Origin of the sequence: Streptomyces sp. NPDC001744, from assembly GCF_042892575.1 — a bacterium.
Taxonomy (GTDB): Bacteria; Actinomycetota; Actinomycetes; order Streptomycetales; family Streptomycetaceae; genus Streptomyces.
Genome location: NZ_JBIAUG010000004.1, coordinates 96,616 through 122,318 on the forward strand (window position 1 = coordinate 96,616; position 25,703 = coordinate 122,318).

Here is a 25,703-nt window from a genome sequence, read left to right on the forward strand (position 1 = left end):
CCGTACGGCCTCGCACCCGCACCGCGCGTCCGGGAACCGGGCCGCGAGCGAGGAGCGCGGGATCAGGCGGGACGCGCGGGAGACGACCTCCCGCTTCGGGCCGCGCACCACCCGCGAGGAACGCGTGAGCCGGGAGCCGGTCGCCAGGTCCGAGTGGCCGGAGACGAGCGGCGCGACCAGGGGGAGCGGCGCGTTCGGGGGGGAGCGGCGCGTTCGGGTCGGTGGACGGATCGACGTCCATGCGGGCGGGGGCGGGCGCGTCCGACGTCGGCCACACCGCGTGCGGGGCCTGTCCGTGCCCCTTCTGTTCGAGGCGTACGGAGCGCACCTCGGGCGCCTCGGCGGCGTGGGCCCCGGCGACGGCGGGCGGGGCGCGCAGCTCGTGGCCGGCGTCCGCGACGAACCGCCGGACCCGGGTCTCGCTCCGCCGGCGCGCGTCGAGGGCCGAGTGGACGTGGTCGGGCATCCGGTTGAGGGCCGTGGCGACCCGGCCGACCTCCGTGCGCGGATCGGCCCTCGTCTCCGGCACCCGCCGAGGGAGCGCCACCTCCCCGCTGGGCAGGGAGAGACGGGCGACCTGGCGCGCGGTGACGGCGACCCGTCGCGGCGGGCGCAGGGCCACCCGGACGAGCACGGCGCCGGCGACCGCCGACACGACGAGCCGGGTCCGCGGCGACCACGGCCGCCGTACACCGCGTGACACCGGGCGCTACTCCCCCGGTTTGATGAGGTATCCGGCTCCGCGCCGGGTGTGGATCATCGGGGGGCGGCCCGCGTCGATCTTCCGGCGCAGATAGGAGATGTAGAGCTCCACGACGTTGGCCTGGCCGCCGAAGTCGTACGACCAGACCCGGTCGAGGATCTGCGCCTTGCTGAGCACCCGGCGCGGATTGCGCATGAGGTAGCGCAGCAGCTCGAACTCCGTCGCCGTGAGGTGGATCGGGTCGCCGCCCCGGGTGACCTCGTGGCTGTCCTCGTCGAGGGTCAGGTCCCCGACGGCGAGCAGCGACTCGCTGCGGATCCGCGCGGCTCCGGACCTGCGGACGAGGCCGCGCAGCCGGGCCACCACCTCCTCCAGACTGAAGGGTTTGGTCACGTGGTCGTCGCCGCCCGCCGTGAGTCCGGCGATCCGGTCCCCCACGGTGTCCTTCGCCGTCAGGAAGAGCACCGGCACGTCGGGGAGCTCGCGCCGGATCGAGCCGAGCAGATCCAGCCCGTCGCCGTCGGGCAGCATCATGTCCAGGACCACGGCGTCGGGCCGGAACTCCCGCACGGAGCGCAGGGCGGTGGCTCCGTCCCCGGCGCTCATGACCTGCCAGCCCTCGTAGCGCAGGACCATGGAGAGCAGTTCGGTGAGCGACGCCTCGTCGTCGACGACGAGGACCCGGACGGCGGTCCCGTCGGCGCGGAGCATGTCGGCCCGGGCGCTCGTGCGATGGGGGGTGACGGTCATGGGCCTCACGCTGACGGCCTCCGCTGAAAGGCCCCTTTCCCTTTCCTGTGAATTCCCTGAGAAACGACCGGCCCCGGGCCCGGCCGACGTGGTTTCACGTGAAACAAGAGAGACCGGGAGTAACAGGGCTCAGCCGGCCGGTTTCACGTGAAACAGCGCGGCCCCGTTCTCGTACAGGACCCGCCGGAGCCAGTCGTCCCCGAGCCCGAGACGTTCGAGCGCGTGGAGCTGGTGGGCGTACGGATACGGGATGTTGGGGAAGTCCGACCCGAGGAGTATCCGGTCGCCGAGGCCGAGGAGCCGCCCGTGTTCCGCCTCCGGGAAGGGCGCGAGCCGTTCGCCGAAGTCGGTGAACGCCATGGTGGTGTCGAGGTGGACGCCCTCGTACCGCTCGGCCAGGGAGAGGAAGTCCGTGTACTCGGGCATCCCCATGTGCGCGACGATCAGCCGCAGCCGGGGGTGCCGGGCGAGCAGCCGCCCCACGGGGCCGGGCCCGGTGAAGTTCCCCGGGGCGGGCCCGGAACCGCAGTGGACGACGGCGGGGGTGCCGCTGTCGGCGAGGTCCCCCCACACCGCGTCGAGCCGCGCGTCGTTCGGGTCGAACCCGCCCACCTGGAGGTGCACCTTGAAGACCCGCGCCCCGGCGTCGAGCGCTTCCCGGACGTACCGGTCGACGCCCGCTTCGGGGAAGAAGGTCGCGGTGTGCAGGCAGTCGGGGGTGCGGGCGGCGAAGTCGGCGGCCCAGGAGTTCAGCCAGGCGCCCATGCCGGGCTTGTGCGGGTAGAGCATCGCGGTGAAGGCGACCGCACCGAACCCCCGCAGAAGGGCGAGTCGCCGGTCCTCCTCCTCGCGGTAGGTGATGGGCCACTCCAGGCCGGTCAGGGGGCCGACGGCGTCGAAGTAGGCCCAGACCTTGTCGAGGACGTTCTGGGGCATGAAGTGGGTGTGCACGTCCACGAGCCCGGGGACACCGAGCCGCGCGAGAAGCGCCGGAACGTCCACCACGCCGACCGTCCCGTCCGCGCCGTCAGTCCCCTTCATGGCCGCCACTCCGCTCGGCCTCGGCGACAGCGACGCAGTGGGACGGTGGGAGGCCCACCACCGGTTTCGGGGTCATGCGTTCACCCTCGCGGGGGCGGCCCCCTGATGTCGATGCCTCCGGCCGAAGAGGCCCAAGACGTTACGGAGCGCTCCCGGCCCCCGGAAGCCCGCCGCAGGTCCCGCCCGCCCTCCGGCCCCGGAGCCCCGGCCTTCTCGATTCCGCAGGCCCTTCCTCCCGCCCCCCGGCCTTCTCGATTCCGCAGGCCCTTCCCCCCGGCCCCGGCTCCCGGAGGAACCCTTCAGAAAAGCTCCCCCTGTTCCCCCCGCTCGCTCGGATCCTCCGAGGACACCGCCGGTGCCACCGGCACCGAGAAGCCGTCCCCCTCCTCGGCCCCCCGGAGGCTCCACCCGCCCATGAGCCGGGTGTCGAGGGCGAGACAGCGCCCGTCCGGGGCGAGGAGGTGCAGGTCGGGGCCGGCGGCGGCGAGCAGTCGGCCGGTGACGGCTCCGCCGTCGGTCAGTTCGGTGACCGTGCCGGAGAGCGGCGGCAGCCCGTCGAGGTGGAAGACCCCGGCGTGGTCGCGCGGGGCGAACTCCAGCGGCTCCAGGGTCTCGGTCCACCCGCCGACCGCCCGGGCGCGCCGGTACAGCTCCTCGACCTCCCGGGCCCGGTCGGCGGCGGGCGGCAGGACGTGCCGGGCGGCCCGCTTCCGCTCGTACGCCACCCGGTCGGGCACGCCGAGCGCCTGCCGCAGGACCTCCTCGGTGCGCCGGGCGGCCATCAGCGGTCCCCGGCCGAGCCAGCTGAACGCGACGGCTCCCTGCTCCAGGAGCCGGGTCTCGCCCCGGGCCTCGGCGGTGATGCCCACCTTGGTCATGCCGGGTCCGAACCAGGCCAGGTAGACGCGGTACGGCTGGGGATCGTCCGCGACGGTGTCGGCCGCGACCGAGTGGGCCCGGTCGAGCCGCGCGCACTCCGCGCACCGCCCGCCGGTGGCCCGGCCGGGCACGGCGGCCGTCAGGGGGCAGGGGTTGCCCCGGGCCCCCGGACACCGCCGGACCCCGACGGCGCGGAAGGCGAGCGGCTGCCCGTGCGCGAGCGTGCTGACCCTCCCGCCCTGCCACCGCAGCCCCGCCGTCCCGCCGTCCCAGGTGATCCCCCGGCACCGCCACTCCACGCCCGCGCCTCCCCGCCGATCCCTATGCTCCCCGGGTGTCCAGTCTCCGCTACGTCCGCTTCCAGTCCCCGGTCCGGAGCCCCCGGGGCCGCTACCCGGGTGTCTTCGGCCTGGCCAATGCGCTGGCGCGGGAGGGCCGGCTCCTCCCCGGCGAGTACGCGCTCTGGCGCGTCTCGAACGACTGGTACGACGCGCACCTCCCGGACCCGTCGAAGACCGACCCCACGGTCTACGACCCGGTGGTGAACCCGGGCGCCGCCGCCTGGTTCCGGCCGACGGCGACCGAGGCACTGGCCCGGGTCGCCCCGTACCTGCGCATCCTGCGGGATCACGGCGTGTCCTGCGTGCGCCTGGAATCGGCGTCCCCGGGCCCGATCGTCCACGCGGACGCGTACCAGGTGGTGGCGGTGGGTCCGCCGGGCCGGGCGGACCCGTAGGTCCGGATCAGGGCAGGACGTAGATCCGGGTCCCGTCCGGTTGGGGCTCCCCGGCCTCCCTCATGCATCCGCGTTCGACGAGGAGCCGTACGCAGGCGTGGACGCGCTCGCAGGAGAGGCCGGTGCGGCGGATGACGTCCTGGGCCCGGTAGCGCACCCCGCCCCGGACGAGCCCGGGGGCGAGGCAGTCCGCCACCGTCCGCACGTCCCCGGTGATGGCCCAGGAGTCGACCAGTGCCCGCGGACTGAGCGGGCCGGCGCCGCCGGTCCCCCCGGTGCGCTGGCGGGGCACGGCGAACCGCTCCAGGGAGTCGGCGACCCTGGAGAGGCTCTGCCGGGTCTCGCGGAGCAGCTCCGCGTACTCGACCCGCTCGGCGTACGCGACGGCCTGCTCGTCGAGCCGCCCTTCGAGGCGTACGAGGACGTCGACGAGTTCCGGCGGCAGGAGGAACCCGGCGTGCACCGGTGAGGGTTCGAGCCCGTACCCGCCGTACCGCTGGACGGACGCCACCACCTCGGCCACCCACGCCCGGAACGGCCCGGCCTCCGGCTTCCGGCACGCCCCGACGAGCTGGACGAGCCCCTGGAGGCTCACCATCCGCGCCGACGCCCTGATCCCGCACCGGCGGAGGAACTCCTCGTCCCCCGCGATCTCCCGCGCGGACGCCAGGCTCTCCCCGGGCAGCGCCACCGTCCGCAGCGCCTCCCGCGTCCCCCCGTACCCCAGGCGCCTGGCCACGTCCACCACCGGAAACCAGTGGGCCCCGTCCGGGGCGGTCAGCCTCCGCAGGCGCTCCCCGGTGGCGGCGTACACCACGTCATCGATGTCGATCGCGTCCATCGATCATCACCTCCGTCTCGCACGCTAGGACGAAGGCATATTCAACTGACATGCAAATCAGACAGGTTCACCCAAAAGGGGAAGCCTTCCGGAGTTCCCCCGGAAGCCCACCCGGCCCGGAACCCGCCCTCCGCGGGCCCTGCCGACGACCTCACGGCACCACAACGCCAAGGGCCCGGACATAATGTCCGGGCCCTTGATTCACTGTGCACTCGGCAGGATTCGAACCTGCAACCTTCTGATCCGTAGTCAGATGCTCTATCCGTTAAGCTACGAGTGCTTGTTTTCAGTTCTTGTCTTCGCTCCCCGGTCTTTCGACCCGCTCGCGGCGACAGGAAGAACATTACATGACTGCCGCCGTCATGTGAAATCCGATCCCCCCACCCCTTGTGAACTGCGGAAACGTCCCGCGCCCGAGGGGAGGGGGAGGAGCGGGAACGACCGAAGCCCCGGCCTGGTGGCCGGGGCTTCGGTGGGGGCGGAGGCGGAGGGATTTGAACCCTCGATGGGCTTTAAGACCCAAACCGCATTAGCAGTGCGGCGCCATAGACCGGACTAGGCGACGCCTCCATGCACCTCACGCATACGCGGGTGGTGCGTGCAGATGATGACACAGGCGGACCGTGTGTCACCAATCGATTCTCACCGTACTAGCCCTCCGGGGGTCAGGGCAAAGCCCCGCCGCCGCCCGTTCCCCTGCGCGTCCGGGCCCGTCCGCCCCCGCCCGCACGCCGTGTCCACCGCGTCCCACCCGCATGCCGCACCCGCCCCGCCCGCCCGGCGCACCCCGCTTGCGCAACGCCGCGGCGGCCGGAGCGTTAGAGGGATGAGAGGGAACGGAGCGGGGCACCCCCTGCGCCGCGTCCGCCCGCCCGCCGTACTCCGTACCCCGCCCGCCGTACCCCGTCCCCGTCCCCGTCAAGAGCCCCGCACCCCCGCGCTCCTGGAGATCCGCATGCTGCGCCGTCTCGTCCTCGCGACACTCGCCACCACCGCCGGAGCCGCCGCTCTCGGACCCCTGCCGCCGCTGCCCCTGTTCCGGGCGCCGGCGCCCGACGTGCTGACCGTGGCGATCTCCCGGAGCGGCCATCCCGACGCCGACGGCACCTTCGAGCTGAGGTGCGAGGAGCGGGCCGGGGGCGACCACCCGGCCGCCGAGCGCGCCTGCGCGCGTCTGGCCGAGCTCGCCGCCGCGGACGAGGACCCGTTCCTCCCGGTTCCGGAGGACCGGCTCTGCACGCAGGTGTACGGCGGGCCCGTCGTCGCCCGCGTGACCGGGAGCTGGCGCGGACGGGAGGTCGACGCGCGGTTCTCCCGCGCGAACGGCTGCGAGATCGACCGCTGGGAGAACCTGGAACCGGTCCTTCCCCTCGTCCGGGGGTGACGTGCGGAGATGCGGTGCGGGAACGACGGCCGGCGGCGGCGTCCGGGAGTACCGGCCCCCGCCTCCCTTAGACTCCCTTCAGTGACAGGCCGCGGTCCGAGGGGCAAGATGGGACCGGCCGGCCGACAGGCCAAGCGCGTGCAGTGCGTCAGGGAGGAAGCGTCGTCGTGAGCAGCAGGCCATCCCGGGGCGCTGCTCGCCTCGCAGCCATACTCGACGCCCTCCCCGACGGCCTGGTGCTCGTCAACTGCAACGGCACGGTCGTCAACGCCAACAGCATCGCCCTCGGCATGTTCGAGACGCCGGGCACCGCGCTCGTCGGCCGCGGTCTGCTCGACCTGCTGCCCGAGTTCGACTCGCGCCTCATCCCCGGCTCCATGCGCCGCCCCGAGAACACCGACGAGCGGGGCCGCACCAAGCCGACCCGGATGGTCGCCCGGCGCACGGACGGCGGCGAGTTCCCCGTCGAGGTGACCAGCGCCAGCCTGGAGGACGGCCGCGAGGCGTACGCCTCCCACAGCGGCTACACCGGCGACGAACTGCTCATGCTGGTCGTGCGCGACCTCACCGGCACCGTCGACACCGAGGCCGAACTCGCCCGTTCGCAGCGGCAGACCGAGATGATCCTGCGCGCCGCCGCCGAGGGCGTCGTCGGCACGGACACCGACGGCCGGGTCGTCCTCGTCAACCCCGCGGCCGCCCAGATCCTCGGCTACCGCGCCGGCGAACTCGGCGGCCAGGAACTGCACCCGCTGATCCTCGCCAAGCGGGCCGACGGCGAGCCCTTCCCGTACGAGGAGTCGCCGCTCGCCGACACCCTCAAGTCCGGTCGCAAGCACCGGGTGCGGGGGCAGGCGCTGTGGTCGAAGAAGGGCGAGCGGGTCCCGGTCGACCTGACGACCGCTCCGGTGCGGGACGGCGACCAGCTCGTCGGCGCGGTGATGACCTTCACCGACCGCAGGCCGTACGAACAGCTCGTCGAGCAGCACGCCGCCGAACTCGCCGACCGCGCCGAACGGGCGGCGGCGGAGCGGGAGGTCCAGCAGGAGCGGTACGCCTCGCTCGCCGCCCGCCACGAACAGCTGACGGCCGTCCTCGCCGAGTCGCTGCGCGGCCCCCTGGAGGAGCTGCGCGCCCAGCTCGGCACCCTCGCCGCCGACGACGCCGGGCAGCTGTGGCCCGAGGCCAACCAGGTGCTGCACCACCTCGCCGCCGGGTACGCCCGGATGACGGCGCTCGTGGACAACGTCCTGGAGTACCAGCGCCTCGACGCGGGCGCGGAGAAGCTCGACAAGCACGTCGCGCTCCTCGACGAGGTCGTGTCGGCCGGCATCGACGGGGCCGTGGAGCTGATCGGGCCCGGCCGCGCGCAGTTCGCCGTGCACGCGCCGCCCATCGAGGCCGAGGTGGACCCGGCCCGGCTCGCCACCGCCCTCGCGCACCTCGTCGCGGACGTCGCCGGAGTCGACGCGACCGGCAAGAACCGGGCCACCGCCCAGGGTTCCGTACCGGCCGACTCCACGATCGTCGTCGCGGCCGCCCAGCGCGGTGACGTCGTACGGATCGAGGTCCGCGGTCCGTACGCGGGCGGCGACCCGGTCCACGGACCCGTCGTGCGCGGGATCGTGGCGGCGCACGGCGGTGTCGTGCAGACCCACGAGGTGCCGGGCACGAGCGGTGGCGCGTACGTCCTCGAAGTACCGGTCGGCGCGGGGCGGGGCACGGTTCCCGCTCCGCCGCCCCCGGCCCGGAACGACGGCGCGGCGGGCGGCCGCGAGGCCCTCGCCCTGCCCGCGCAGGCGTCGTCGGAACCGGTCGCGCCGCCCGCCGCCGCGCCACCCGCGCCCGGTACGCCGCCGGCGCCCCTCGCGCCGTCCGCGTCCGGTCCCGGCGCGGACGCGGCCGCGGAAGTTCCCGGCGGAGGGCGGCGGCGGGCCCGGCGCGGTTCCACGGACGCCTTCCTGGAGAGCCCGGTCGTGCCGGAGGACGACGCTCCGGCCGGGTCCGGCGGCCGTCGCCGGGCCCGTGCGGGAGGGTCCGCCACGGCGGCCGACCTGATCCCGGCCCAGCAGAACGCGCCCGCCCCCGCTCCTTCCGTTCCCGGCGCGACCGCTCCGGCCGGCGCGCCCGTGGAGCCCACCGGGCGCCGCCGGGGCCGACCCGCCGAGGGCTCCGTCGTGACCGCCGCCGAGGGGGCGCAGGGACGTGCCGCGCTCGGTGCGGCCGTACCGCCGCAGGGCGTCCCCGTCGAACCGGCGGGCGCTCCCGCCCTGGCCCGCGCCCTGCCGGCCGTCGCCTCCGAGGAGGCCCCGGCGCGGCCGAGCGGGCGCCGGCGGCGCGCGCTGGCCGCCGCGCAGGAACGGGCGGCCGCCGCCGAGGCCGGACCCAGGACCCCGTTCGCGCTGCCGCCCGCCGACGCCGACCGCGAGGCGCCCCTCCCCGCCGCTCCCGTGACCGGCCCGCCGGTCTCCGACGAGGGGGGGTACGAGGCCGTACGGGCGCTTCCGGACGCCGGTCGCACGCCGCAGTCGCCTTCCCCGGCGCCTCCGCCGCCCGCGCAGGCCCCGCCGCTTCCGATGCCGGGACCGGGCCCCGCCCCGGCCCCCATGCCCGTGGAGCCGACCGGGCGCCGCCGGGCCGTCGCGCCCCCGCCGCCGGAGGCACAGCCCGGCACCGACGCCGTTTCCGCCACCGGTACCGGCTCCGTACCGCTGCCGCCCGAGCTGCCCATGCCCAGGGAGGCGACCCGCGGGACCCACGGGCGGGCGTTCAGCGTCCGGACCCTGGGGCAGGGCGTTCCGTTCGTCCCGCCGGCTCCGCAGGCCGCGCCGAACCCGCCGGCCCCGCAGATGCCCCGGGCCGTCCCGCCGGCCCCTCCGGTGCCCGGTGCCCCCGCTTCCGAGGCCCCCTCCAACGGCTCCGGGCGCCGGCGCAGGCTCGCCGCCCCGCCCGAGGTGGACCCGCCGGTCCCGTCGGCGCTCCCCGCTCCGGCCGGACCCGACGCCGGGCCGCACCCGCATCCGCCGGCGCAGGCGTATCCGCAGCCGGAGACCGCGTCCTCCGCGCCCGAAGGCCGCGCGTACGCCATAGGGGCGCCCGCCGAGGGTTCCGCGGAGGGTCCCGAGCCGCTCGACGGTCCGGGTGGCGCGGTCGAGGTCGCCAACCGGCCCGCCCCGCGCCCCGTGGACGACGAGCTCCCCCCGGAGCCGCTGGACAACCCGCGCCGGCTGCTCGTCTGGCCCGCGCCCGACGTCTCCACCCAGCAGGCGCTGAGCGACCGCGGCTACCGGCCGGTGATCGTCCATTCCCGTGAGGAGGTGGACGCGCAGATCGCCGCCTTCCCGGCCGCTCTCTTCGTGGACCCGCTGACCGGTCCCATCACCCGTACCGCGCTCCAGTCCCTGCGCCAGGCCGCCGTCGCGGCCGAGGTGCCGGTGCTGCTCGCGGCCGGGCTGGGGCAGGCGTCCCGGGAGGCGGCGTACGGCGCCGATCCCGCCGTACTCCTCAAGGCGCTCGCGCCGCGCGACAGCGAGCAGCACCCGTCCCGGGTCCTCCTCATCGAGGAGAACGAGGACATCTCGGAGGCGCTGGCGGCCACCCTGGAGCGGCGCGGGATGCAGGTGGCGCGGGCCGCCACGGACACCGAGGCGGTCGCCCTCGCCGCGCAGACGCGGCCGAACCTCGTGGTGATGGACCTGATGCAGGTGCGCCGCCGCCGGGCCGGGATCATCGACTGGCTGCGCGCGAACGGCCGGCTCAACCGCACCCCGCTCGTCGTCTACACCTCCGCCGACCTCGCCGGGGACGAACTGCCGGGGCTGTCCTCGGGCGAGACGGTGCTCTTCCTGGCCGAGCGCTCCAACAGCGCCGAGGTGCAGGCCCGGATCGTCGACCTGCTCGCGAAGATCGGCACCAACTAGAACGGCGGGAGGGGGAGGGCACGCGGCCCTCCCCCTCCCCGACTCCCGCCCGGCTACAGCCGGGTCACGTCCAGTCCGCCCTCCGCGTACTGCTTGCGGATGACCTTCTTGTCGAACTTGCCGACGCTCGTCTTCGGCACCGTCGGCACGACCGCCCACCGCTCCGGCAGCTGCCACTTGGCGATGCCGCCCTCCGTCGCGAGGAAGTCCCTGAGCGCCTCGTAGTCCGCCGTCGCCCCCTCCTTGAGGACGACGGTCGCGAGCGGGCGCTCGCCCCACTTCTCGTCCGGGACGGCGACGACGGCCGCCTCGGCGACCTCCGGGTGCGCCATGAGCGCGTTCTCCAGCTCGACGCTGGAGATCCACTCGCCGCCGGACTTGATGACGTCCTTGGCACGGTCGGTGAGGGTGAGGAAGCCGTCGGGGCTGATCACGCCGACGTCGCCGGTCTTGAGCCAGCCGTCCGCGCTGAACTTGTCCTCGGGGCGGAGCGGTTCGCCGTCCACGCCGCTGTAGTACGCGCCCGCGATCCAGGTGCCGCGCACCTCCAGCTCACCGGCCGACTCGCCGTCCCAGGGCAGGTGCTCTCCGGAGGGGCCGACGAGGCGCGCCTCGACACCGGACGGGAAGCGGCCCTGCGTGACGCGGTACGGCCACTCCTCGTCGGCGGTGAGGCCGGCCGGCGGGTGGGCCATCGTGCCCAGCGGAGAGGTTTCGGTCATGCCCCAGGCGTGGCAGAGACGGACGCCGAGCTTGTCGTACGCCTCCATGAGGGAGGGCGGACAGGCCGCGCCGCCGATGGTGACCTGGGCCATGGAGGAGAGGTCGCGCGGGTTGGCGGTGACCTCGGCGAGCAGGCCCTGCCAGATGGTGGGGACGGCGGCCGCGTGGGTCGGCTTCTCGCGCTCGATCATGTCGGCGAGCGGGGCCGGCTGGAGGAAACGATCCGGCATGAGCATGTTGATGCCGGTCATGAAGGTGGCGTGCGGCAGGCCCCACGCGTTCACGTGGAACTGGGGCACCACGACCAGGGTCGTGTCCTTGGCGGTGAGGCCCATCGACTCGGCCATGTTCACCTGCATGGAGTGCAGGTAGATCGAGCGGTGGGAGTAGACGACGCCCTTCGGGTCGCCCGTGGTGCCGGAGGTGTAGCACATGGCCGCGGCGGTGCGCTCGTCCAGTTCCGGCCACGTGTACGTGGTCGGGCGGCCGGCGATCAGCTCCTCGTAGTCGTGCACGCGCGGTGCGACGCCGTCCAGGACGGAACGGTCGCCGGGACCCGCGACCACGACGTGCTCGACCGTCGGCAGGTGCGGGAGCAACGGGGCGAGGAGGGGGAGCAGCGAGCCGTTGACGATCACGACCCGGTCGACGGCGTGGTTGACGATCCACACCAGCTGCTCGGGGGGAAGGCGGAGGTTGAGGGTGTGGAGGACGGCGCCCATGGAGGGGATCGCGAAGTACGCCTCGACGTGCTCCGCGTTGTTCCACATCAGGGTCGCGACCCGCTGGTCGCCGGTGACGCCGAGTTCGTCGCGCAGGGCGTTGGCCAGCTGGTGCGCGCGGGTCCCGGCCTCGGCGAACGTGCGCCGCTGCGGCTCGGACTCACCCGTCCAGGTGGTGATGGTGGACTTCCCGTGAATCGTCATCCCGTGTTCGAGGATGCGGCTCACGGTCAGCTGTACGTCCTGCATGGTGCTGTACACGGGGCGTCCTCCCGATGGGCGCTACGTGGCAGTAAGGGTGTGGAGATTCTGCGCACGTACCGCGTGGTATGTCACTACCTGGGAGTACGGAAATTGCCAGCGATTACTGGCGACGGGGAAAGCCGAAAAGGGCGGGCGGGCCCTTTCCCCACCATTTCCCGCGCTCCTTCCGCCCCACGGGGAGGTTCGGGCGGGCTCCCGGGACGTACGAGGAGGTGCGGGCGAGGAGGTGCGGGCGGAGAGGTTCGGGCCGGCTCCCGGGACGTACGAGGAGGTGCGGCCGGGCTCCCGGACCGCGCAGGGGGTGCCCCGGGGCCTCCCTACCGTACGGGGTACAGCTCCGGGTCCTCCCGGAGTTTGCCGAGCGCCCTGGACACCGCGCTCTTGACCGTGCCGACCGACACCCCCAGCACCTCGGCCGTCCGGGCCTCGCTCAGGTCCTCGTAGTACCGCAGGACCACCATCTGGCGCTGCCGCTCCGGCAGCTTGAGCACCGCTCGCCACATCGCGTCGCGCAGCGCCTGCCGCTCCGCCGGGTCCGTCCCGGGAAGGCCGGCGGGCTCGGGCAGCTCCTCGCACACGAACTCGTCGACCTTGCGCTTGCGCCACTGCGACGTACGGGTGTTCAGCAGCGCCCGGCGCACATAGCCGTCCAGGGCGCGGTGGTCCTCGATGCGCTCCCAGGCGACGAAGGTCTTGGCGAGCGCGGTCTGGAGGAGATCCTCCGCGTCCGACGGGTTGGCCGTCAGGGAACGCGCGGTACGCAGGAGCACGGGGCCGCGCGCCCGCACGTACGCGGAGAAGGTCGGATACGACGCGTACTGCGAGGCACCGGCGCAGACGGGGCCAGAGGGTGGCGGAGTCATGACTCCACGCTAGGAGGGTAGGGGCGCCCGGCGGATCGGCCCCAGGTCCCGAACCGCCGTCCGCCTCAGGTCGGAGGGACGGGGACGGCCGGACCTCCTGTGGGTGGAGGCCCCGCCCGCCCGGCTCAGGGTCCGGTGCGGTCCCGCGCCGCGACGACACGGGTGACGGCGGGACGGGCGACGGGCGCGTCCACGGCGTTGCGGTCGATCACGAGGCGGTGGCCGCCGTACGACTCGGAGACGTTGCCCGCGTACTGGTGGATCCGGGCGTGCGGCGTCCAGGCGGCCGGGGACAGCACGGCCTCGGTGGCCGGCGAGGGCTGCCCCGTCCAGCGCGCGAACCACATCACGGAAGGCAGGTCCTGCGTACCCGCCTTCCGCTGCGCCTCCATGTCCCGCACCCCGGTGTCCGCGCTGCTGTAGAAGCCGGGGAGGTAACCGAGGCGCCGCACCTCCCGGTTCCAGCCGCGAACGAAGGTGAGGGTGGTCGCGGCACAGGGCGCGTCACCCCGGCGGTAGGACTCGATGTCCAGGTAGAGCGGACTGCTCGTCCCCAGACCCAGGGCGCGCGCCGCCCGCACCGCTTCGCCTCCTTCTGCGGTGCCCTGCTCCCAGGGGCTGCTTCCGATGGCGAAGGGCTTCTTGGCGGGAGCCTCGACGCACGGCGCCTGCGAGCCGACGAAGACCGGCAACAGCCGCCAGCCCATGGCATGGACCGAGTCGACCCAGCCGGGACCGAGCTCCCGCTGGCCGGGACAGCCCCGGCCCCGCCCGGCGAAGTAGATCCCGACGGCCCCGTACGGCGAACCCCGCCAGGCCCTCATCACATCGAGGGACGGCGCCTCGCAGGTGTCGAACGCTTTGCCGGTGAAGTAGGCGGGGACGGAGCCGTCGGAAACCTCGGGGACGGCGGGAGCGGCGGTCCCGGAGACGGCTCCCGCGGCTGCTCCCGACCGCGCCTCGGCAACGGCCGACGCGGGGACGGCCGCCGGTGCCGGGCCCGCGCCGGGGGCCGGGGCGGTGCCCGGGCGCGGACCGGCGCCGGACGCGGGAGCGGCAGCCGGTGCCGGGGCGCCGGGTACCGCCGGAGTGCTGAGGAGGGCCGTCCCGGCCGCCGCCACCACCAGGACGGCGGCCACGGCTCGCGCCCGGGCGAACGGCATCGCCCGTCGTACGGCGGGGGCCGGCACGGCAGCCGGTGCGGAAGCGGGCCCCGGGGGAGATCGGAACGTGGGCGGCGTACTCGTACTCATGCCGTGAGTGAAGGGCCGGTCACGCCACCCGGCCACCGCTGGAGCCGCCGCCTCAGCCGTCCGTGCCCAGGATCAACCCGGACGTGGGAACCTCGTACCCCACCACGCCCCCCCGACCCCGGCCCGGATCACTCCGCATGTCCGCTCCGGACCATTCGGCGTGCCCACCCCCGGGCCGCTCCGATGTGCCCGGCCCTCTCCGCGTCCAGGAGACCGATTCCCCACCGAATCCCCGGCAGGGGCTCCCCCTGCTCCCCACCCCTCGGCGGCTCGTGGGCACGACGTTCCGCTCCCGCCCCCGGCGAAGAAACGTCGTACGAACCGCCGTTCACGCTCCTTTCTCCCGTCGATTCGGCCCCCTCTCCCACCCGCCTCCCCACGCCCTCCCTCACGGAGAGAAGTTGGCCGTCGGACGGGACCGGACCGTTCCGACGAAGGTCACGGTGGCGGGGAGGCGGACGGCACGGTTGTACGCCGCGTCCCTTTCCGTCCTGCCCGTTCTCCTCACACCTGCTGCTGTCATGCCTGTTCCTCTCATGTCTGTCCTCCGAAAATCGAATACCGGTAACACCGCACGGAACTGTTCTGAAGGCTGGGGGCCGTAACAAATGGACGAAGTACTGCTGGGACAAGGTGTTTTCGAGACCCCGACCGGCCACTCCGGTCATCCCGGCCGCTCCGGCCTTCCTGTTCGACCTCGCGAGAACAGAGTTGCCCACGGGGCACCCGGTGAACCCCCGGCTTCTCCTGATTACCTCGCAAGCGTGAGGCTCGGCGGTTAAACCTCACCGGCACGGAAGGACCGCAGTTCACGGCACGGAGCGACCGGAACGGAACGCCCCGGGTGCCGGAGCAAAGCCCCTTGCTTCAGCCGGTGTTCAGCGTCCCATTTCCCTGGGGCGCGTCGCCCAGGGCCGCCTCGAAAGCCGAGTGGGCGGACTCGTCGAAAAGCACGAACCGCACCTCTTCGACCTCCGTGTGGGCCGCCCGTACCGTCTCGACGGCGATCCGCGCCCCGTCCGCCATCGGCCATCCGTAAATACCGGTGGACACAGCGGGGAACGCGACCGTACGGGCCCCCAACTCATCGGCCACCCGCAGCGATTCCCGATAGCAGGAGGCCAGCAGTTCCGAGCGGTCCTCGTCCCGCGACCAGACCGGTCCCACCGTGTGGATCACGTGCCGGGCGGGCAGCCGGCCCGCCGTGGTCGCCACGGCCCGCCCGGTCGGCAGCCCCTTTCCGTAGTGCGAGCTCCGCAACTTCCGGCAGTCATCGAGGATTTCCGGGCCGCCCTTGCGGTGAATGGCACCGTCGACGCCCCCTCCGCCGAGCAGGGAGGAGTTCGCGGCGTTGACCACCGCGTCCACCGCCTCCTCGGTGATGTCCCCCCGTACGAGCACGACACGCATCTCGCTCTCCTGTCTTCCGGGCGCCCCGAAGGGCCGGGGCGCCGCCACCCCTACCACTTCCCTGCCCCTGAACCACCACTCCGGAGAGAGGATCGGCCCGCTCCCCGGAGGGATGCATACGTACGGGATGACGCGGGACGTAGCCGCGTCACACGTATGGGTGGGTATCGACGGCCCGGGAGCGGGTACGGGGCCGCCGTGACGGCTGGGCCGAACGAACCCGGCGGAGTCCGTTCCGAGAAGCGAAACAGCCGGTGAGAAAGGCGTTTCCGGCTCTCATCGATCCGCAGCATGCGCGTGTCTAACCCTCGACGGACGCCTAAATTGTTCAGAATGTCACCTACTGCCCCAGTTGAAACTACGAAGTTTCGTTGCCTAGGAGCGTGTCATGCAGGTTCGCAGGTGGCTCCCTGACCAGCCCACCAGCATCGGCCGCCATGACTGGCCGGACGAGGGCGTCGAGGGAACACATCTGCGACTGCGGGCCGGCTCCATCGTCGTACTCGACCGGCAGGCCTGGCGCGTCCTGGAGATCACCGGGTACCCCGGCAACCAGTGGCCGGAAGCATACGAGAAGGCGTGGCGCGAACACGTGGAGCTGTGGTGGCACGCCAACGAGCTGCGCCGGGCCAACAACCAGGCGGTCAAACCCGCCCCGGAGCGCGCCGAGTTCTACAAGCGCCCGGTGGTACTCGTCCTGCGCAACGACAACCTGCCCCGGTCCACGCCGAAGCACTGGTGCGCCCCCGCCAGCCAGGACTGGCAGGTCCTGCCCGAGCACTACGCGATCTGCCGCGCCTGCGGCGAACTGCCGCCCTGCCACCACGGTGAGTACCCGCGTGAGGAAGGTCCCCGCAGGCCGGAGCAGAGCGGCGGCATCCCGTTCCTGGTGCCGCAGGGTTGCTGCATGGGATGCGCCGAACAGATCAAGCCACGCATGCGGACCGTACGGTTCCCGGGCCCCAACCTCTGGTACCCCGACCTCGGCGAGGACACGGCGGTCTTCCACGCCCGGTCCTCCTGCGAGGACCAGGTGGAGTGCTACCGCGCGCAGTGGCAGAACGAGTACGAGCCGCCGGCGGCCTCCTCCAGCACCTCGGCGTTCCCCGGGTTCGACCACTTCGTCCTTCCCCGGGCCCGTCATTCCCAGCAGCAGCAGCCGGCCCCCCAGCACCAGGTCTCCCACGCCCAGGCACAGCCACACGCCCAGGCCCATGGGCAGGAGCGGCCACAGGAGTCCCAGCAGTCGCCGCAGCAGACGCAGAGCCCTCAGGTCCAGCACTCCCAGGCGCAGAACTCCCCGGCGCAGGGCTCCCCGGCGCAGAACTCCCCGGTCCCGCTCATGGCCCCGCACGCCCAGGGGCTTCCCCCGGTGTCTCCGCCGCCCCCGCACCCCGGGGACGAGACGCACACCGTCCTGGCGGCCGGTTCCGGCCTCTTCTCCCCCTCCTTCGAGGGCTACCGTCCGGACCCGGACCGCTACCCGCAGCCCCCGGCCGCCCCGCCGGGCGACCCGGACCGCTACCCGGCCCCCTCGGCCGTCCTCGTGACGGACCCGGGCCCCACGGGGCCCGCGATCCGGGCGGCGGAGGAGTTGAGCCGCACCCTGACCGACCGTCCGGCCTTCCACAACGCGGAGCAGGCGGCACGCGTCATCGAGGAACTCACGGCGGCGGTCCGCAACATCGCCCTCTGCCTCAACAACCCCCCGGCCCGCAACCACTCCTGAACCCGCCCCGTCCGGCAGCCCGCTTCCGACCCGTGCAGGCCCTGCCGCCCCGGGACCACCGCCGGGCGGTTCCCCGTCATCCCGGCCCGCCGCTCCGGCCGGTCCCCTCACGAAGAAGGGGCGCCCCCGTACGAGGGGCGCCCCTTCCGGCCGGCGCACGCGCCGGTCCACTGCCGCGGTGGGTGTGGGATTTGAACCCACGGTGACTCGCGCCACGACGGTTTTCAAGACCGTTCCCTTAGGCCGCTCGGGCAACCCACCCCGCGCCGCCGGTGAGTCACGGGCGGCGCGGGAGACAGCCTAGCCGGTCAGCTGTCGCCGGTGCGTTCGCCCAGGACGACGGTGGTCGTGGCGCTCCTGCCGTCGCGCTCGTAGGTGATCTTCACCGAGTCGCCCGGCTTGTGCGTCCAGATCTCGCTGATGAGGGTGGGGCCGCTGTCGATCTGGCGGTTGCCGAAGCCGGTGATCACGTCGCCCGGCTTCAGGCCCGCCTTCGCGGCGGGGCCGTCCGGGGTGACCGAGGGCGTGCCGCCGGTGCCCTGCGGGGCGATCATGGCGCCCTCGCCCTTCTCGTTCATGTTCACGGTCGCCCCGATGACCGGGTAGACCGGCTTGCCCGTCCTGATGAGCTGCTGGGCCACGTTCTTCGCCTGGTTCACCGGGATCGCGAAGCCGAGGCCGATCGAACCCGCCTGGGACTGGCCGAAGCCGCTGCCGGTGGACTGGATCGCGGAGTTGATCCCGATCACCGCGCCCCCGGCGTCGAGCAGCGGGCCACCGGAGTTGCCCGGGTTGATGGAGGCGTCCGTCTGCAGCGCGCTCATGTACGAGTTGCCGCCGCCCGAACCGTCGCCGGAGGCGACCGGGCGGTTCTTGGCGCTGATGATGCCCGTCGTCACCGTGTTGGACAGGCCGAAGGGCGCTCCGATCGCGATCGTGGAGTCGCCGACCGCCACCTTGTCGGAGTCGCCCAGCGGCAGCGGCTTCAGGCCCTTCGGAGCGTTCGTGAGCTTCAGTACCGCCACGTCGTAGCCCTCGGCCCGGCCGACGACCTCCGCGTCGTACGTCTTCCCGTCGGAGAAGGTCACGGAGAGCGTGCCGCCCTCCGCCGCCGACGCCACCACGTGGTTGTTGGTGACGATGTGGCCCTCCTGGTCGTAGACGAAGCCCGTGCCCGTGCCCCCCTCGCCCTGCGAACCGCCCGACTTCGCCTGGATGGTGACCACGCTCGGCAGCGCCTTCGCCGCGACCGCCGCGACCGTTCCCGGTTCGCGCTTGAAGGAGGCCGGGGCCTCGCCCGAGGAGACGGTGGTCGAACCGGCGCCGTCGTCGTCCCGCTGGGCCGCCCAGTAACCGATGCCGCCGCCGACGCCGCCCGCGAGGAGGGCCGCCGCGAGGACGGCCGCCACGAGGCCGCCGGCTCGCCCGCGCGGCGCGGCGGAGGGTGCGGGCGCGTGGGGGACGCCCCAGGCCGGGACGGTCGGCGGGGGAGGCGGCCAGCCGCCCGCCGAAGCCGGGGCGGGGGAGGCGGGGCCGTTCGGGGCGTGGGCGTGGGCGTGGGCCGGAGCTCCGGGGGCGTGGGCCGGGGCGGCCGGCTCGGAAGGGTGCCCTCCGGCCGGTCCGGGGGCGTGGGCCGGGGCGGCCGGCTCGGAAGGGTGCCCTCCGGCCGGTCCGGGGGCGTGGGCCGGGGCCGTCGGGGGGGTGGGAGGCGTCGGAGGGGCGGACGGAGCAGCCGGGTCCCCCGGAACCGCCTGGCCCTCGTTCTCGTTGCTCACAACTCGCTCTCCTCGTTGACTGCGTTCGACTGCGTTCGACTTCGTGTGCCCGTGCGTGCCGTGCGTGAACGCCCTCGGCCACGCGGGCCGGACCACTCCGGTCCCCAGGGTGCCGCCCTCAGCTTTTCCCACCGTGCGTCAGGCCGCCGTAAGGCGGAGCTGTGCGTTCGCGCCCCTTCCTTTATATACGGACAGAACGGGCTCCCTCCGGCGTGCTCGCCGCACCCCGCCAATGGCACCATGACGCGGTGACTCACGCACGGCAGCACCCGAACCGCGTCCCCCTCCAGGTCGTCGCCCATCGTGGAGCATCCGAGGACGCACCGGAACACACCCTGGCCGCCTATGTGAAGGCCATCGAGGACGGCGCCGACGCCCTGGAGTGCGACGTCCGGCTCACCGCCGACGGGCACCTCGTCTGCGTCCACGACCGGCGCGTCGACCGCACCTCCAACGGCCGCGGCGCCGTCTCGGCCCTCGAACTCGCCGATCTCGCCGAGCTGGACTTCGGCACCTGGAAAGGCCGGAGCGAGTCGGAGGAGAGCCCCGACCGGCGGTCGCCGGGGGCCACCTCCGTCCTCACCCTGGAACGCCTCCTGGAGCTGGTCTCCGACGCCGGGCGGCGGGTCGAGCTGGCCATCGAGACCAAACATCCCACCCGCTGGGCGGGGCAGGTCGAGGAGCGGCTGCTCCAGCTCCTGAAGCGGTTCGACCTGCACGCGCCCGCGTCCCCCGAGGACTCCCCCGTACGGATCATGAGCTTCTCGGCCCGTTCGCTGCAGCGGATCGCCGCCGCCTCGCCGACGCTGCCCACCGTCTCCCTCGCCCAGTTCGTCTCGCCCCGACTGCGGGACGGGCGGCTCCCCGCCGGTGCGCGCATCGCGGGTCCCTCGATCCGGATCGTCCGGAACCACCCCACCGTGATCCTGCGGCTCCAGAAGGCCGGGCACCAGGTCCACGTCTGGACGGTCGACGGGGACGAGGACGTCGAGCTCTGCGCGCGGCTCGGCGTGGACGCGATCATCACCAACCGCCCCAAGCAGGTGCTGGCCCAGCTGGGACGCGGCTGAGCCCCCTCGCCCTCCCTCCGTTTCCCTCCCTTCCGCCCCTTTCGCACCGCGAGACAAAGGGGACAACAGGGGTCACGGAGAGTGCACCGGCGCGTTCCAGGCGTACGCGATCGTCACTAGCGCCTCACCGAACGCCGATTGGCCGGTTTCCGGTCCAGGTCATCGGGGCATCCACACGGTGGCGTGGGGGCAAAGGAGGTCTCGGGGGTGGCGTTGGTGGTGGCACAAGAGGTGCCCACGTCGTCGAGCATGGCCGTGCCTCATGGTCCTGCGGGCGTGGGTGAGGCGCGACACCGGATGCGGGACGAGCTGTACCGCAGCGGGGTGGCCGAATCGGTCGTCGACGACGCGGTGCTGATCCTTTCCGAACTGCTCAGCAACGCCTGCCGGTACGGCAGGCCGCTGGGCCGGGCGGATCGTGGCGACGGGGACGTACGGGCGGCCTGGCGGGTCGATCCGGCGGGCGGACTGCGGGTCGAGGTCACCGACGGCGGTGGCCCGACGCGGCCCGTCCCGTCGACGCCCTCCGTCACCGCCCGGGGCGGTCGCGGGCTGAACATCATCAGCTCGCTGGCCCAGGACTGGGGCGTACGGGACAGCGCGACCGGCGAGGTCACCGTCTGGGTGGTGGTCACCGAGGGGCACCGGCGCGAGGACTTCGCGGCACGCGTCGGCGGTGGTTCGGGGTTCGACTTCCTGGACGCGTACGACGACCTGGACTGAGACCGGGTCTCCGGAGGGCCCGGCGGCCCTCGGGACCCGCACCTCCCGGGGCCCCGGGGCCGGGCCTCGCCGGACCGGGGCCCGCGCCGGTCCCGTACCGGCTTCTCCGGGCCTCCGGGATGCCGCCTCCCGGCCGTCGTCCTCCACGGACGACGGCCCGCCTGAAGGGGTGCGGAAGCCGGGGCGGCTAGGCTCGCGCCCGAAACAGCACCGCCGTACCAGCGCGGCGCCGCCGTGACGAGCACGGTGGCGTCGTACGGGTACGGCGCCGCCGCGATCGGGAGAAAGCCACACCATGGCCAAGAAGCGCCCCCAGACGAAGGCCGGCAAGACCGGCCAGGCACAGGTCACGAGCGGGGAGGTCCCGGTCGTCGGCGCGCGCGAGCCGTGCCCGTGCGGTTCGGGCCGCCGCTACAAGGCGTGTCACGGCCGGGCCGCCGCGCACGCCGTGACCGAACTCGTCCAGCGCCCCTTCGAGGGCCTGCCCGGCGAGTGCGACTGGGTCGCGCTGCGCGAGCTGGTGCCCGCCGCCACCGTGCCGCTCGCCCTGAAGGGCGGGCTGCCGGAGGGCGTGCCGTCCGTGACGCTCGCGACCGTCCTGCCGATGGCGTGGCCGGCGCTCCGCCGGGACGACGGCTCCGTCCTGCTCGCCCTGCAGAACGAGTCCACCTCCGGCGACCTGGCCCGCGACCTCGCCGACACCCTCCAGCGCGCCCTGGACGCCGAGCCGGGCACCCCGATCCCCGCGCGCCGGGTCCCGGCCGAGGGGCCGCGCCTCCAGGACCTGCTGGACACGGACGCCGCGTTCGCCCCGGAGGTCCACACGGGCTTCGAGTTCTGGATCCCGCAGTCCGCGGACGGCGCCGACCCGGAGGTCGCCGCCTCCCTGGAGCGGGCCAACGCCGCCGCGATCCCGACCGTCAGGCTGACGGGCGTCGACTCCGCCTACTGGTGCGAGACCCCGGACAAGAACCACCTGCGCTGGGTCATGCCGTACCCGGAGGAGAAGCTCCTCGACGCGCTCGCGCGGCTCCAGGCGTCCGGCGCCACCTCCCTCGGCCCGGACACCCGGCTCGTCGGCTCCTTCCGAGCCCACGGTCTGGTGGTGCCGGTGTGGGACCTGCCGACGTCCATGACCGCCGAGGAGTGCGAGAAGCCGGCCGCCGAGTTCGCCGAGCGGCTGACCGGGGCGCTCGCTTCGGACGCCCCGCTCACGGCGGAGGAGCGACGGGCGCGCGGCGGCCTCACGAACCGTCAGGTCACTCTCAGCTGACGCCCCGGGCGGTATTGGTGACGGGCAGACCGACCAGTCGGTGACTTCTGCCACAACCCGGTCTTCGGACACGTAAATCCCTGTCCGAATAACCCGGATCGAATTTGCGAACAGCAGATCTCTTGTTACCGTTCAGGAAGCCCGGTCGCTGGTGCATCCCCCGTCGCCAGCGACCGGGCCTTTCCATGTCCGCTTCCGGTCGCCCGAAGCGTTCGACGTCCAACTCCCCTCACTCTGCGTCGCGTTGCCGTAGACCCTGAGCAGCGGCGAAGCGTCTCCGACAGCGCCGGCGCCGGTGAATTCCGCCACCGCCGTATAGGCCACCGTCTTGTTACCGCCGGGGCTCCAGGACGTTTCCCCGCGCTCGGTTCATCCCGCGCCACGGTGCGCGACGCATCCGGAGGGTTCGGTTCCCGTACACCGTGCCGGATGGGAAACACGTCGATTTCACGACCGGTCCTGTTCCGGTCGTACGGACGCGCCCGGACGCCCATGCTTTCTTTCCGGACACAGGTCCGCGCCTCCGTCCCTTCCGGAAAGGCGAGTTCCGGCCCGTGGGACGTGATCCTCGCGGGAGGGACGGGTGGGAGGGAGGAGAGGGAGGAAACGGAAGGCGCGGAGGGCCCGGCGTACGGAAGGGGCCGGCGCACGGGAACCCTGTGCGGGGAGGCCCGGACTGCGGAGGTCCGGTCCGGGGCTCCCGGGACGCCTCCGTCACCGGTCGCCGTCCGCCGCCGTTCTCCACGGCGGCGGGACACGGGCGACGAGCGGCCCGCTCTCAGTACGCCAGCCGGCTCCCGCCGTCCGGCGTGTTCGTGCTCGCCTCGACCAGGGCGTCGACCACCGCCTCGACGTCCGGCAGCCACGGCCGGGCCGAGCCGGCGAGCGGTGCCCGCTCCCACCGCACCCGGCCGGTCCCCGCGACCGAGGGCGGCAGCAGCAGATAACCGCCCTCGCCGTGGAACCGCAGCGAACTGGGCACGCTGTCCTTCGCGTACAGCAGCTCGCCCAGCCGTTCCAGCCCGTACGGGGCGACGAGGATCGACCAGCGGGTCGGGGTCGCGACCACCGGGCCGAGCCGCATGCCCGTCGCGTCGAGCGCGGCGAGGGCCCGCGCGCCCGCGGCCGCCGGCAGGCTGACCGCGCAGGGCGCGCGGCCGCCCGTGGCGAGCACCACGGGGGCGTCCGGACGCGTGGTCCACCACCAGCGGATCATGCGCTCGTCCGTGGTGGCCGCGAGCAGGCCGGGGTCGTAGGGGTGCGCGCCGGGCACCACGCAGTCGGGGTCGGGGCAGCGGCAGACGGCCCCCGCGACCGCCCGGGACGGCTCTTCCGGGTCCACGGCCGCCCAGGGCCTGGGGGGCGTGGCCGTCCGGGGTGCTTCCTCCAGGCCCGCGCCCGGCAGGACGGGCCAGTTCCACTCGGCGCCGAAGGTGACCGCCGCGTCGAGCCGTGCGGACCTCGCCTTGCGCCGGAACCGGAGCCTGCGTCGCCTTCCGGGGATCTCGCGCATGAGCGCTCGTTCCTTTCCGTTGAACGCCGAATTCTCATCACGTCTTGTCACGCTGTGTCATGTCATGTACGGAACTCTTCACCGTGCGAACAGCGCGTACCGGGTCGGTGAGGACCGGACCGCTTCGGAGCGGGGGCCGACCGGACCGGGGATCGAGGGGAACCCGGTGGAGCCAGGGGTGGAGCCCGGTGGAGCCAGGTCAGAGCCAGAGCGGTTCAGAACACGTTCCCCGCCGTCCGGTGGCGGGCGGCGGCCTGCGGCATGGAAGACGCCGGGGTCCCGCATCACGTTCCGGGGCGCTGCGACTGCCCCTGCCTGTCACCGTCTACGTACCCAGGACGCTCGGAATGACGCGCCTTGAAACGACGTCAGTCGACCGCAAAAGGTGCACACCGGGGACAATTTTCGGCCAACTTCTCTCGTACTTCAACCCTTCTGCGCAGTCTCTCGGACACCACAAGTCCCATGGGGACAATGCTGGACATCGCTCCTCTTCTGCGTGTACATGTGGGTACATCGAGCGGCGCAGGATGACATGGGGGTTTGCCATGCAATGGCCTCGAACGCACCGGTCGGAAAGTCGGCCGACATGAGCGCCCCGCACATCCCGAAAGTGGCTGGAATCGATTCACCTGTTCCCGTGCCACCGCACACTACGGCCTCTCGCGCCGGGGTCCCCCCGGCCGCTCCTCCCGCCGACGCGGCCCTTCCGCCCGGGATCCTGATCCAGGACCGGCTCGCCTCCTGGGTCTCCGACCTCACCACCCTCCACGAACTCACCGAGCGCCTGATCAGGACCTCCTCCCTCGACACGGCCCTGCGCGAGATGCTCGATGCCGGAGCCGCCCTCGTCGGCGCCCGCCGCGGCATGGCCGTCCTCGACCCCGCCGACGGCCTCGGCCCCACCAGCACCATCGGTCTCGGTCTCGCCCACTCCGACCTCGGCGTCATCGAGACCGTCCCGTACGGCGCGGGGAGTTACGAACGCCTCCTCGACGGACTGCCCGGTCCCGGACGGCCGGGACCGGGCAGTCCGGGAGGCGAGCGCCCCGGCACCGGCCTCCCCGCTTCCGCACCGCCCGCTCCCGAACCGCTCGACGCCGTCCGTCCCGGCTCCGCCCGCCCCGCGTGCGTACCCGACCCGATCGCCATCCGTGACGTCCGCACCGAGGAGGGCCTCGACCCGCGCCACCGCGAGGTCGCCGCCCGGCTCGGCTACGCCGCCAGCTACGCCCTCCCCCTCGCCACCGAGGAGGCCGGCCGGCTCGGTGCCGCCGTCTGGTTCTACGACGAGCCCGCCGAACCCGACGAACGCCGGCGCCACCTCATCGGGCTCTACGGCCGCTTCGCCACCGAACACCTGGCCCGGCTCCTCCAGGTCGAGCGCGCCCGCGCCCGGCTGGCCGCCGTCGCCGAGGAACTGCTGCCCAGCCGCCTCCCCCGCGTCCCCGGCGTCCGGCTCGCCGCCCGCCACCACACCGGGCCCCGGGGCGGCGGCGACTGGTACGACGCGCTGCCGCTGCCCGAGGGCGCGCTCGGTCTCGCCGTCGGCTCCGTCACCGGGACCGGGCCGGGCGCGCTCGCCGCCATGGGCCGGCTGCGCGCCTCCCTCCGGGCGTACGCGGTGATGGAGGGCGAGGACCCGGTCGCCGTCCTCTCCGACCTGGAGCTGCTGCTGCGGCTCACCGAACCCGCCCGTTCCGCGACCGCGCTCTTCGCGTACGCCGAGCCCGACCGGCGCCGGATGGTCCTCTCCGGAGCCGGACACGCGCCGCCGCTGGTGATCGGCGACCGACGCACCGCGTTCGTCGAGACCTCGCTCTCGGCGCCGCTCGGGATGCTGTCGTGCTGGGAGGCGCCGAGCGTGGAGCTGTCCCCCGCGCCCGGAGAAACGGTGCTGCTCTACACGGACGGCCTGCTGCGCCGTACCGGCGACACCACGGACCGGGCCTTCGCCCGGCTCCACGCGGCGGCCGCGAGCGTGCCGGCGGCGGACCGGGCCGATCCGGACGCCGTCGTCGACCACGTGCTGCGGACCCTGCTGCCCGGGGGCGTCGATCCGTCCGTGGAGGGCGAGGACGTGGTGCTGCTCGCGGCGCGCTTCGCGTGAGCCGCCCGGCGCCCCGGGACC

The 25,703-nt window shown here is 73.7% G+C and carries 17 protein-coding genes, 3 tRNA genes and 2 pseudogenes; 8 read left to right on the plus strand and 14 right to left on the minus strand.

Features of this window, described 5'->3' with window-relative positions:
- Window positions 1-343: 343 nt before the first annotated feature.
- The 4 genes and pseudogenes from ACFYZY_RS06635 to ACFYZY_RS06650 form a co-directional block, all read right to left on the minus strand.
- Window positions 344-703: pseudogene (locus ACFYZY_RS06635) on the minus strand (hypothetical protein); the annotation flags it as partial.
- A 6-nt stretch (window positions 704-709) separates the two neighbouring features.
- A complete protein-coding gene (locus ACFYZY_RS06640) occupies window positions 710-1,453 on the minus strand; it encodes a response regulator transcription factor (RefSeq protein WP_388690118.1) in 744 nt (247 codons plus the stop codon).
- 129 nt (window positions 1,454-1,582) lie between these two features.
- Window positions 1,583-2,494, minus strand: coding sequence for an amidohydrolase family protein (locus ACFYZY_RS06645; protein WP_388690119.1), 912 nt, complete (start codon window positions 2,492-2,494; stop codon window positions 1,583-1,585).
- A 299-nt stretch (window positions 2,495-2,793) separates the two neighbouring features.
- Window positions 2,794-3,672 carry a DUF2797 domain-containing protein gene (locus ACFYZY_RS06650; RefSeq protein ID WP_388690120.1) on the minus strand — a complete coding sequence of 293 codons (879 nt, stop codon included), beginning with the start codon at window positions 3,670-3,672 and terminating at the stop codon, window positions 2,794-2,796.
- Between the two features lie 35 nt (window positions 3,673-3,707).
- Here ACFYZY_RS06650 and ACFYZY_RS06655 point away from each other — a divergent pair, with 35 nt between their 5' ends.
- Window positions 3,708-4,109: a hypothetical protein gene (locus ACFYZY_RS06655; protein ID WP_388690121.1), complete on the plus strand. Its 402-nt coding sequence runs from the start codon at window positions 3,708-3,710 to the stop codon at window positions 4,107-4,109.
- Window positions 4,110-4,116: 7 nt separating this feature from the next.
- On the opposite strand, the gene ACFYZY_RS06660 is transcribed toward ACFYZY_RS06655, so the two are convergent.
- The 3 genes from ACFYZY_RS06660 to ACFYZY_RS06670 all read right to left on the minus strand — a co-directional run bounded on the left by ACFYZY_RS06660 (window position 4,117) and on the right by ACFYZY_RS06670 (window position 5,520).
- Window positions 4,117-4,950 carry a BRO family protein gene (locus tag ACFYZY_RS06660; RefSeq protein ID WP_388690122.1) on the minus strand — a complete coding sequence of 278 codons (834 nt, stop codon included), beginning with the start codon at window positions 4,948-4,950 and terminating at the stop codon, window positions 4,117-4,119.
- 207 nt (window positions 4,951-5,157) lie between these two features.
- Window positions 5,158-5,230: transfer RNA gene (locus tag ACFYZY_RS06665), tRNA-Arg, on the minus strand.
- A 199-nt stretch (window positions 5,231-5,429) separates the two neighbouring features.
- Window positions 5,430-5,520: transfer RNA gene (locus tag ACFYZY_RS06670), tRNA-Ser, on the minus strand.
- A gap of 385 nt (window positions 5,521-5,905) precedes the next feature.
- Here ACFYZY_RS06670 and ACFYZY_RS06675 point away from each other — a divergent pair.
- Both ACFYZY_RS06675 and ACFYZY_RS06680 read left to right on the plus strand, forming a co-directional pair.
- Window positions 5,906-6,334 (plus strand): SSI family serine proteinase inhibitor, encoded by a 429-nt coding sequence (locus ACFYZY_RS06675; protein WP_388690124.1) that lies wholly within the window; start codon window positions 5,906-5,908, stop codon window positions 6,332-6,334.
- Window positions 6,335-6,501: 167 nt separating this feature from the next.
- Window positions 6,502-10,254 carry a PAS domain-containing protein gene (locus ACFYZY_RS06680; protein WP_388690125.1) on the plus strand — a complete coding sequence of 1,251 codons (3,753 nt, stop codon included), beginning with the start codon at window positions 6,502-6,504 and terminating at the stop codon, window positions 10,252-10,254.
- A gap of 53 nt (window positions 10,255-10,307) precedes the next feature.
- On the opposite strand, the gene ACFYZY_RS06685 is transcribed toward ACFYZY_RS06680, so the two are convergent.
- The 4 genes from ACFYZY_RS06685 to ACFYZY_RS06700 form a co-directional block, all read right to left on the minus strand.
- Complete coding sequence (locus ACFYZY_RS06685; RefSeq protein WP_388690127.1) at window positions 10,308-11,960, minus strand: long-chain fatty acid--CoA ligase; 1,653 nt, start codon at window positions 11,958-11,960, stop codon at window positions 10,308-10,310.
- Between the two features lie 320 nt (window positions 11,961-12,280).
- Window positions 12,281-12,826, minus strand: coding sequence for a SigE family RNA polymerase sigma factor (locus ACFYZY_RS06690; RefSeq protein WP_388690129.1), 546 nt, complete (start codon window positions 12,824-12,826; stop codon window positions 12,281-12,283).
- Between the two features lie 125 nt (window positions 12,827-12,951).
- The gene (locus ACFYZY_RS06695) at window positions 12,952-13,989 is read right to left on the minus strand and encodes a DUF1906 domain-containing protein (protein ID WP_388690131.1); all 1,038 of its coding nucleotides are present in this window, start codon (window positions 13,987-13,989) and stop codon (window positions 12,952-12,954) included.
- Between the two features lie 957 nt (window positions 13,990-14,946).
- On the minus strand, window positions 14,947-15,489 hold the full coding sequence (locus ACFYZY_RS06700) for an O-acetyl-ADP-ribose deacetylase (protein WP_388690133.1): 543 nt from the start codon (window positions 15,487-15,489) through the stop codon (window positions 14,947-14,949).
- Between the two features lie 388 nt (window positions 15,490-15,877).
- Between ACFYZY_RS06700 and ACFYZY_RS06705 the strand changes: the two genes are divergently transcribed.
- Window positions 15,878-17,218, plus strand: coding sequence for a hypothetical protein (locus tag ACFYZY_RS06705; RefSeq protein WP_388690135.1), 1,341 nt, complete (start codon window positions 15,878-15,880; stop codon window positions 17,216-17,218).
- A 176-nt stretch (window positions 17,219-17,394) separates the two neighbouring features.
- Here ACFYZY_RS06705 and ACFYZY_RS06710 read toward each other — a convergent pair.
- Both ACFYZY_RS06710 and ACFYZY_RS06715 read right to left on the minus strand, forming a co-directional pair.
- Window positions 17,395-17,479, minus strand: a tRNA-Ser gene (locus tag ACFYZY_RS06710).
- Between the two features lie 47 nt (window positions 17,480-17,526).
- Window positions 17,527-18,993: a S1C family serine protease gene (locus tag ACFYZY_RS06715; protein WP_388690137.1), complete on the minus strand. Its 1,467-nt coding sequence runs from the start codon at window positions 18,991-18,993 to the stop codon at window positions 17,527-17,529.
- A 248-nt stretch (window positions 18,994-19,241) separates the two neighbouring features.
- Here ACFYZY_RS06715 and ACFYZY_RS06720 point away from each other — a divergent pair, with 248 nt between their 5' ends.
- The 3 genes and pseudogenes from ACFYZY_RS06720 to ACFYZY_RS06730 all read left to right on the plus strand — a co-directional run bounded on the left by ACFYZY_RS06720 (window position 19,242) and on the right by ACFYZY_RS06730 (window position 22,059).
- On the plus strand, window positions 19,242-20,063 hold the full coding sequence (locus ACFYZY_RS06720) for a glycerophosphodiester phosphodiesterase (protein WP_388690138.1): 822 nt from the start codon (window positions 19,242-19,244) through the stop codon (window positions 20,061-20,063).
- A 137-nt stretch (window positions 20,064-20,200) separates the two neighbouring features.
- Window positions 20,201-20,786 (plus strand): annotated as a pseudogene (locus tag ACFYZY_RS06725) (ATP-binding protein).
- Between the two features lie 295 nt (window positions 20,787-21,081).
- A complete protein-coding gene (locus ACFYZY_RS06730) occupies window positions 21,082-22,059 on the plus strand; it encodes a DUF5926 family protein (protein WP_388690139.1) in 978 nt (325 codons plus the stop codon).
- 778 nt (window positions 22,060-22,837) lie between these two features.
- On the opposite strand, the gene ACFYZY_RS06735 is transcribed toward ACFYZY_RS06730, so the two are convergent.
- Window positions 22,838-23,572 carry a bifunctional DNA primase/polymerase gene (locus ACFYZY_RS06735; protein WP_388690141.1) on the minus strand — a complete coding sequence of 245 codons (735 nt, stop codon included), beginning with the start codon at window positions 23,570-23,572 and terminating at the stop codon, window positions 22,838-22,840.
- Window positions 23,573-24,125: 553 nt separating this feature from the next.
- Here ACFYZY_RS06735 and ACFYZY_RS06740 point away from each other — a divergent pair.
- Window positions 24,126-25,682 (plus strand): PP2C family protein-serine/threonine phosphatase, encoded by a 1,557-nt coding sequence (locus ACFYZY_RS06740; RefSeq protein ID WP_388690142.1) that lies wholly within the window; start codon window positions 24,126-24,128, stop codon window positions 25,680-25,682.
- Window positions 25,683-25,703: the final 21 nt, after the last annotated feature.

Coding starts and splice junctions, on each gene's coding strand:
- ACFYZY_RS06640 (WP_388690118.1), bottom strand. CDS start 1,453: ATGACCGTCACCCCCCATCGCACGAGCGCCCGGGCCGACATGCTCCGC.
- ACFYZY_RS06645 (WP_388690119.1), bottom strand. CDS start 2,494: ATGAAGGGGACTGACGGCGCGGACGGGACGGTCGGCGTGGTGGACGTT.
- ACFYZY_RS06660 (WP_388690122.1), bottom strand. CDS start 4,950: ATGGACGCGATCGACATCGATGACGTGGTGTACGCCGCCACCGGGGAG.
- ACFYZY_RS06675 (WP_388690124.1), top strand. CDS start 5,906: ATGCTGCGCCGTCTCGTCCTCGCGACACTCGCCACCACCGCCGGAGCC.
- ACFYZY_RS06690 (WP_388690129.1), bottom strand. CDS start 12,826: ATGACTCCGCCACCCTCTGGCCCCGTCTGCGCCGGTGCCTCGCAGTAC.
- ACFYZY_RS06695 (WP_388690131.1), bottom strand. CDS start 13,989: ATGCCGTTCGCCCGGGCGCGAGCCGTGGCCGCCGTCCTGGTGGTGGCG.
- ACFYZY_RS06700 (WP_388690133.1), bottom strand. CDS start 15,489: ATGCGTGTCGTGCTCGTACGGGGGGACATCACCGAGGAGGCGGTGGAC.
- ACFYZY_RS06705 (WP_388690135.1), top strand. CDS start 15,878: ATGCAGGTTCGCAGGTGGCTCCCTGACCAGCCCACCAGCATCGGCCGC.
- ACFYZY_RS06730 (WP_388690139.1), top strand. CDS start 21,082: ATGGCCAAGAAGCGCCCCCAGACGAAGGCCGGCAAGACCGGCCAGGCA.
- ACFYZY_RS06735 (WP_388690141.1), bottom strand. CDS start 23,572: ATGCGCGAGATCCCCGGAAGGCGACGCAGGCTCCGGTTCCGGCGCAAG.
- ACFYZY_RS06740 (WP_388690142.1), top strand. CDS start 24,126: ATGGCCTCGAACGCACCGGTCGGAAAGTCGGCCGACATGAGCGCCCCG.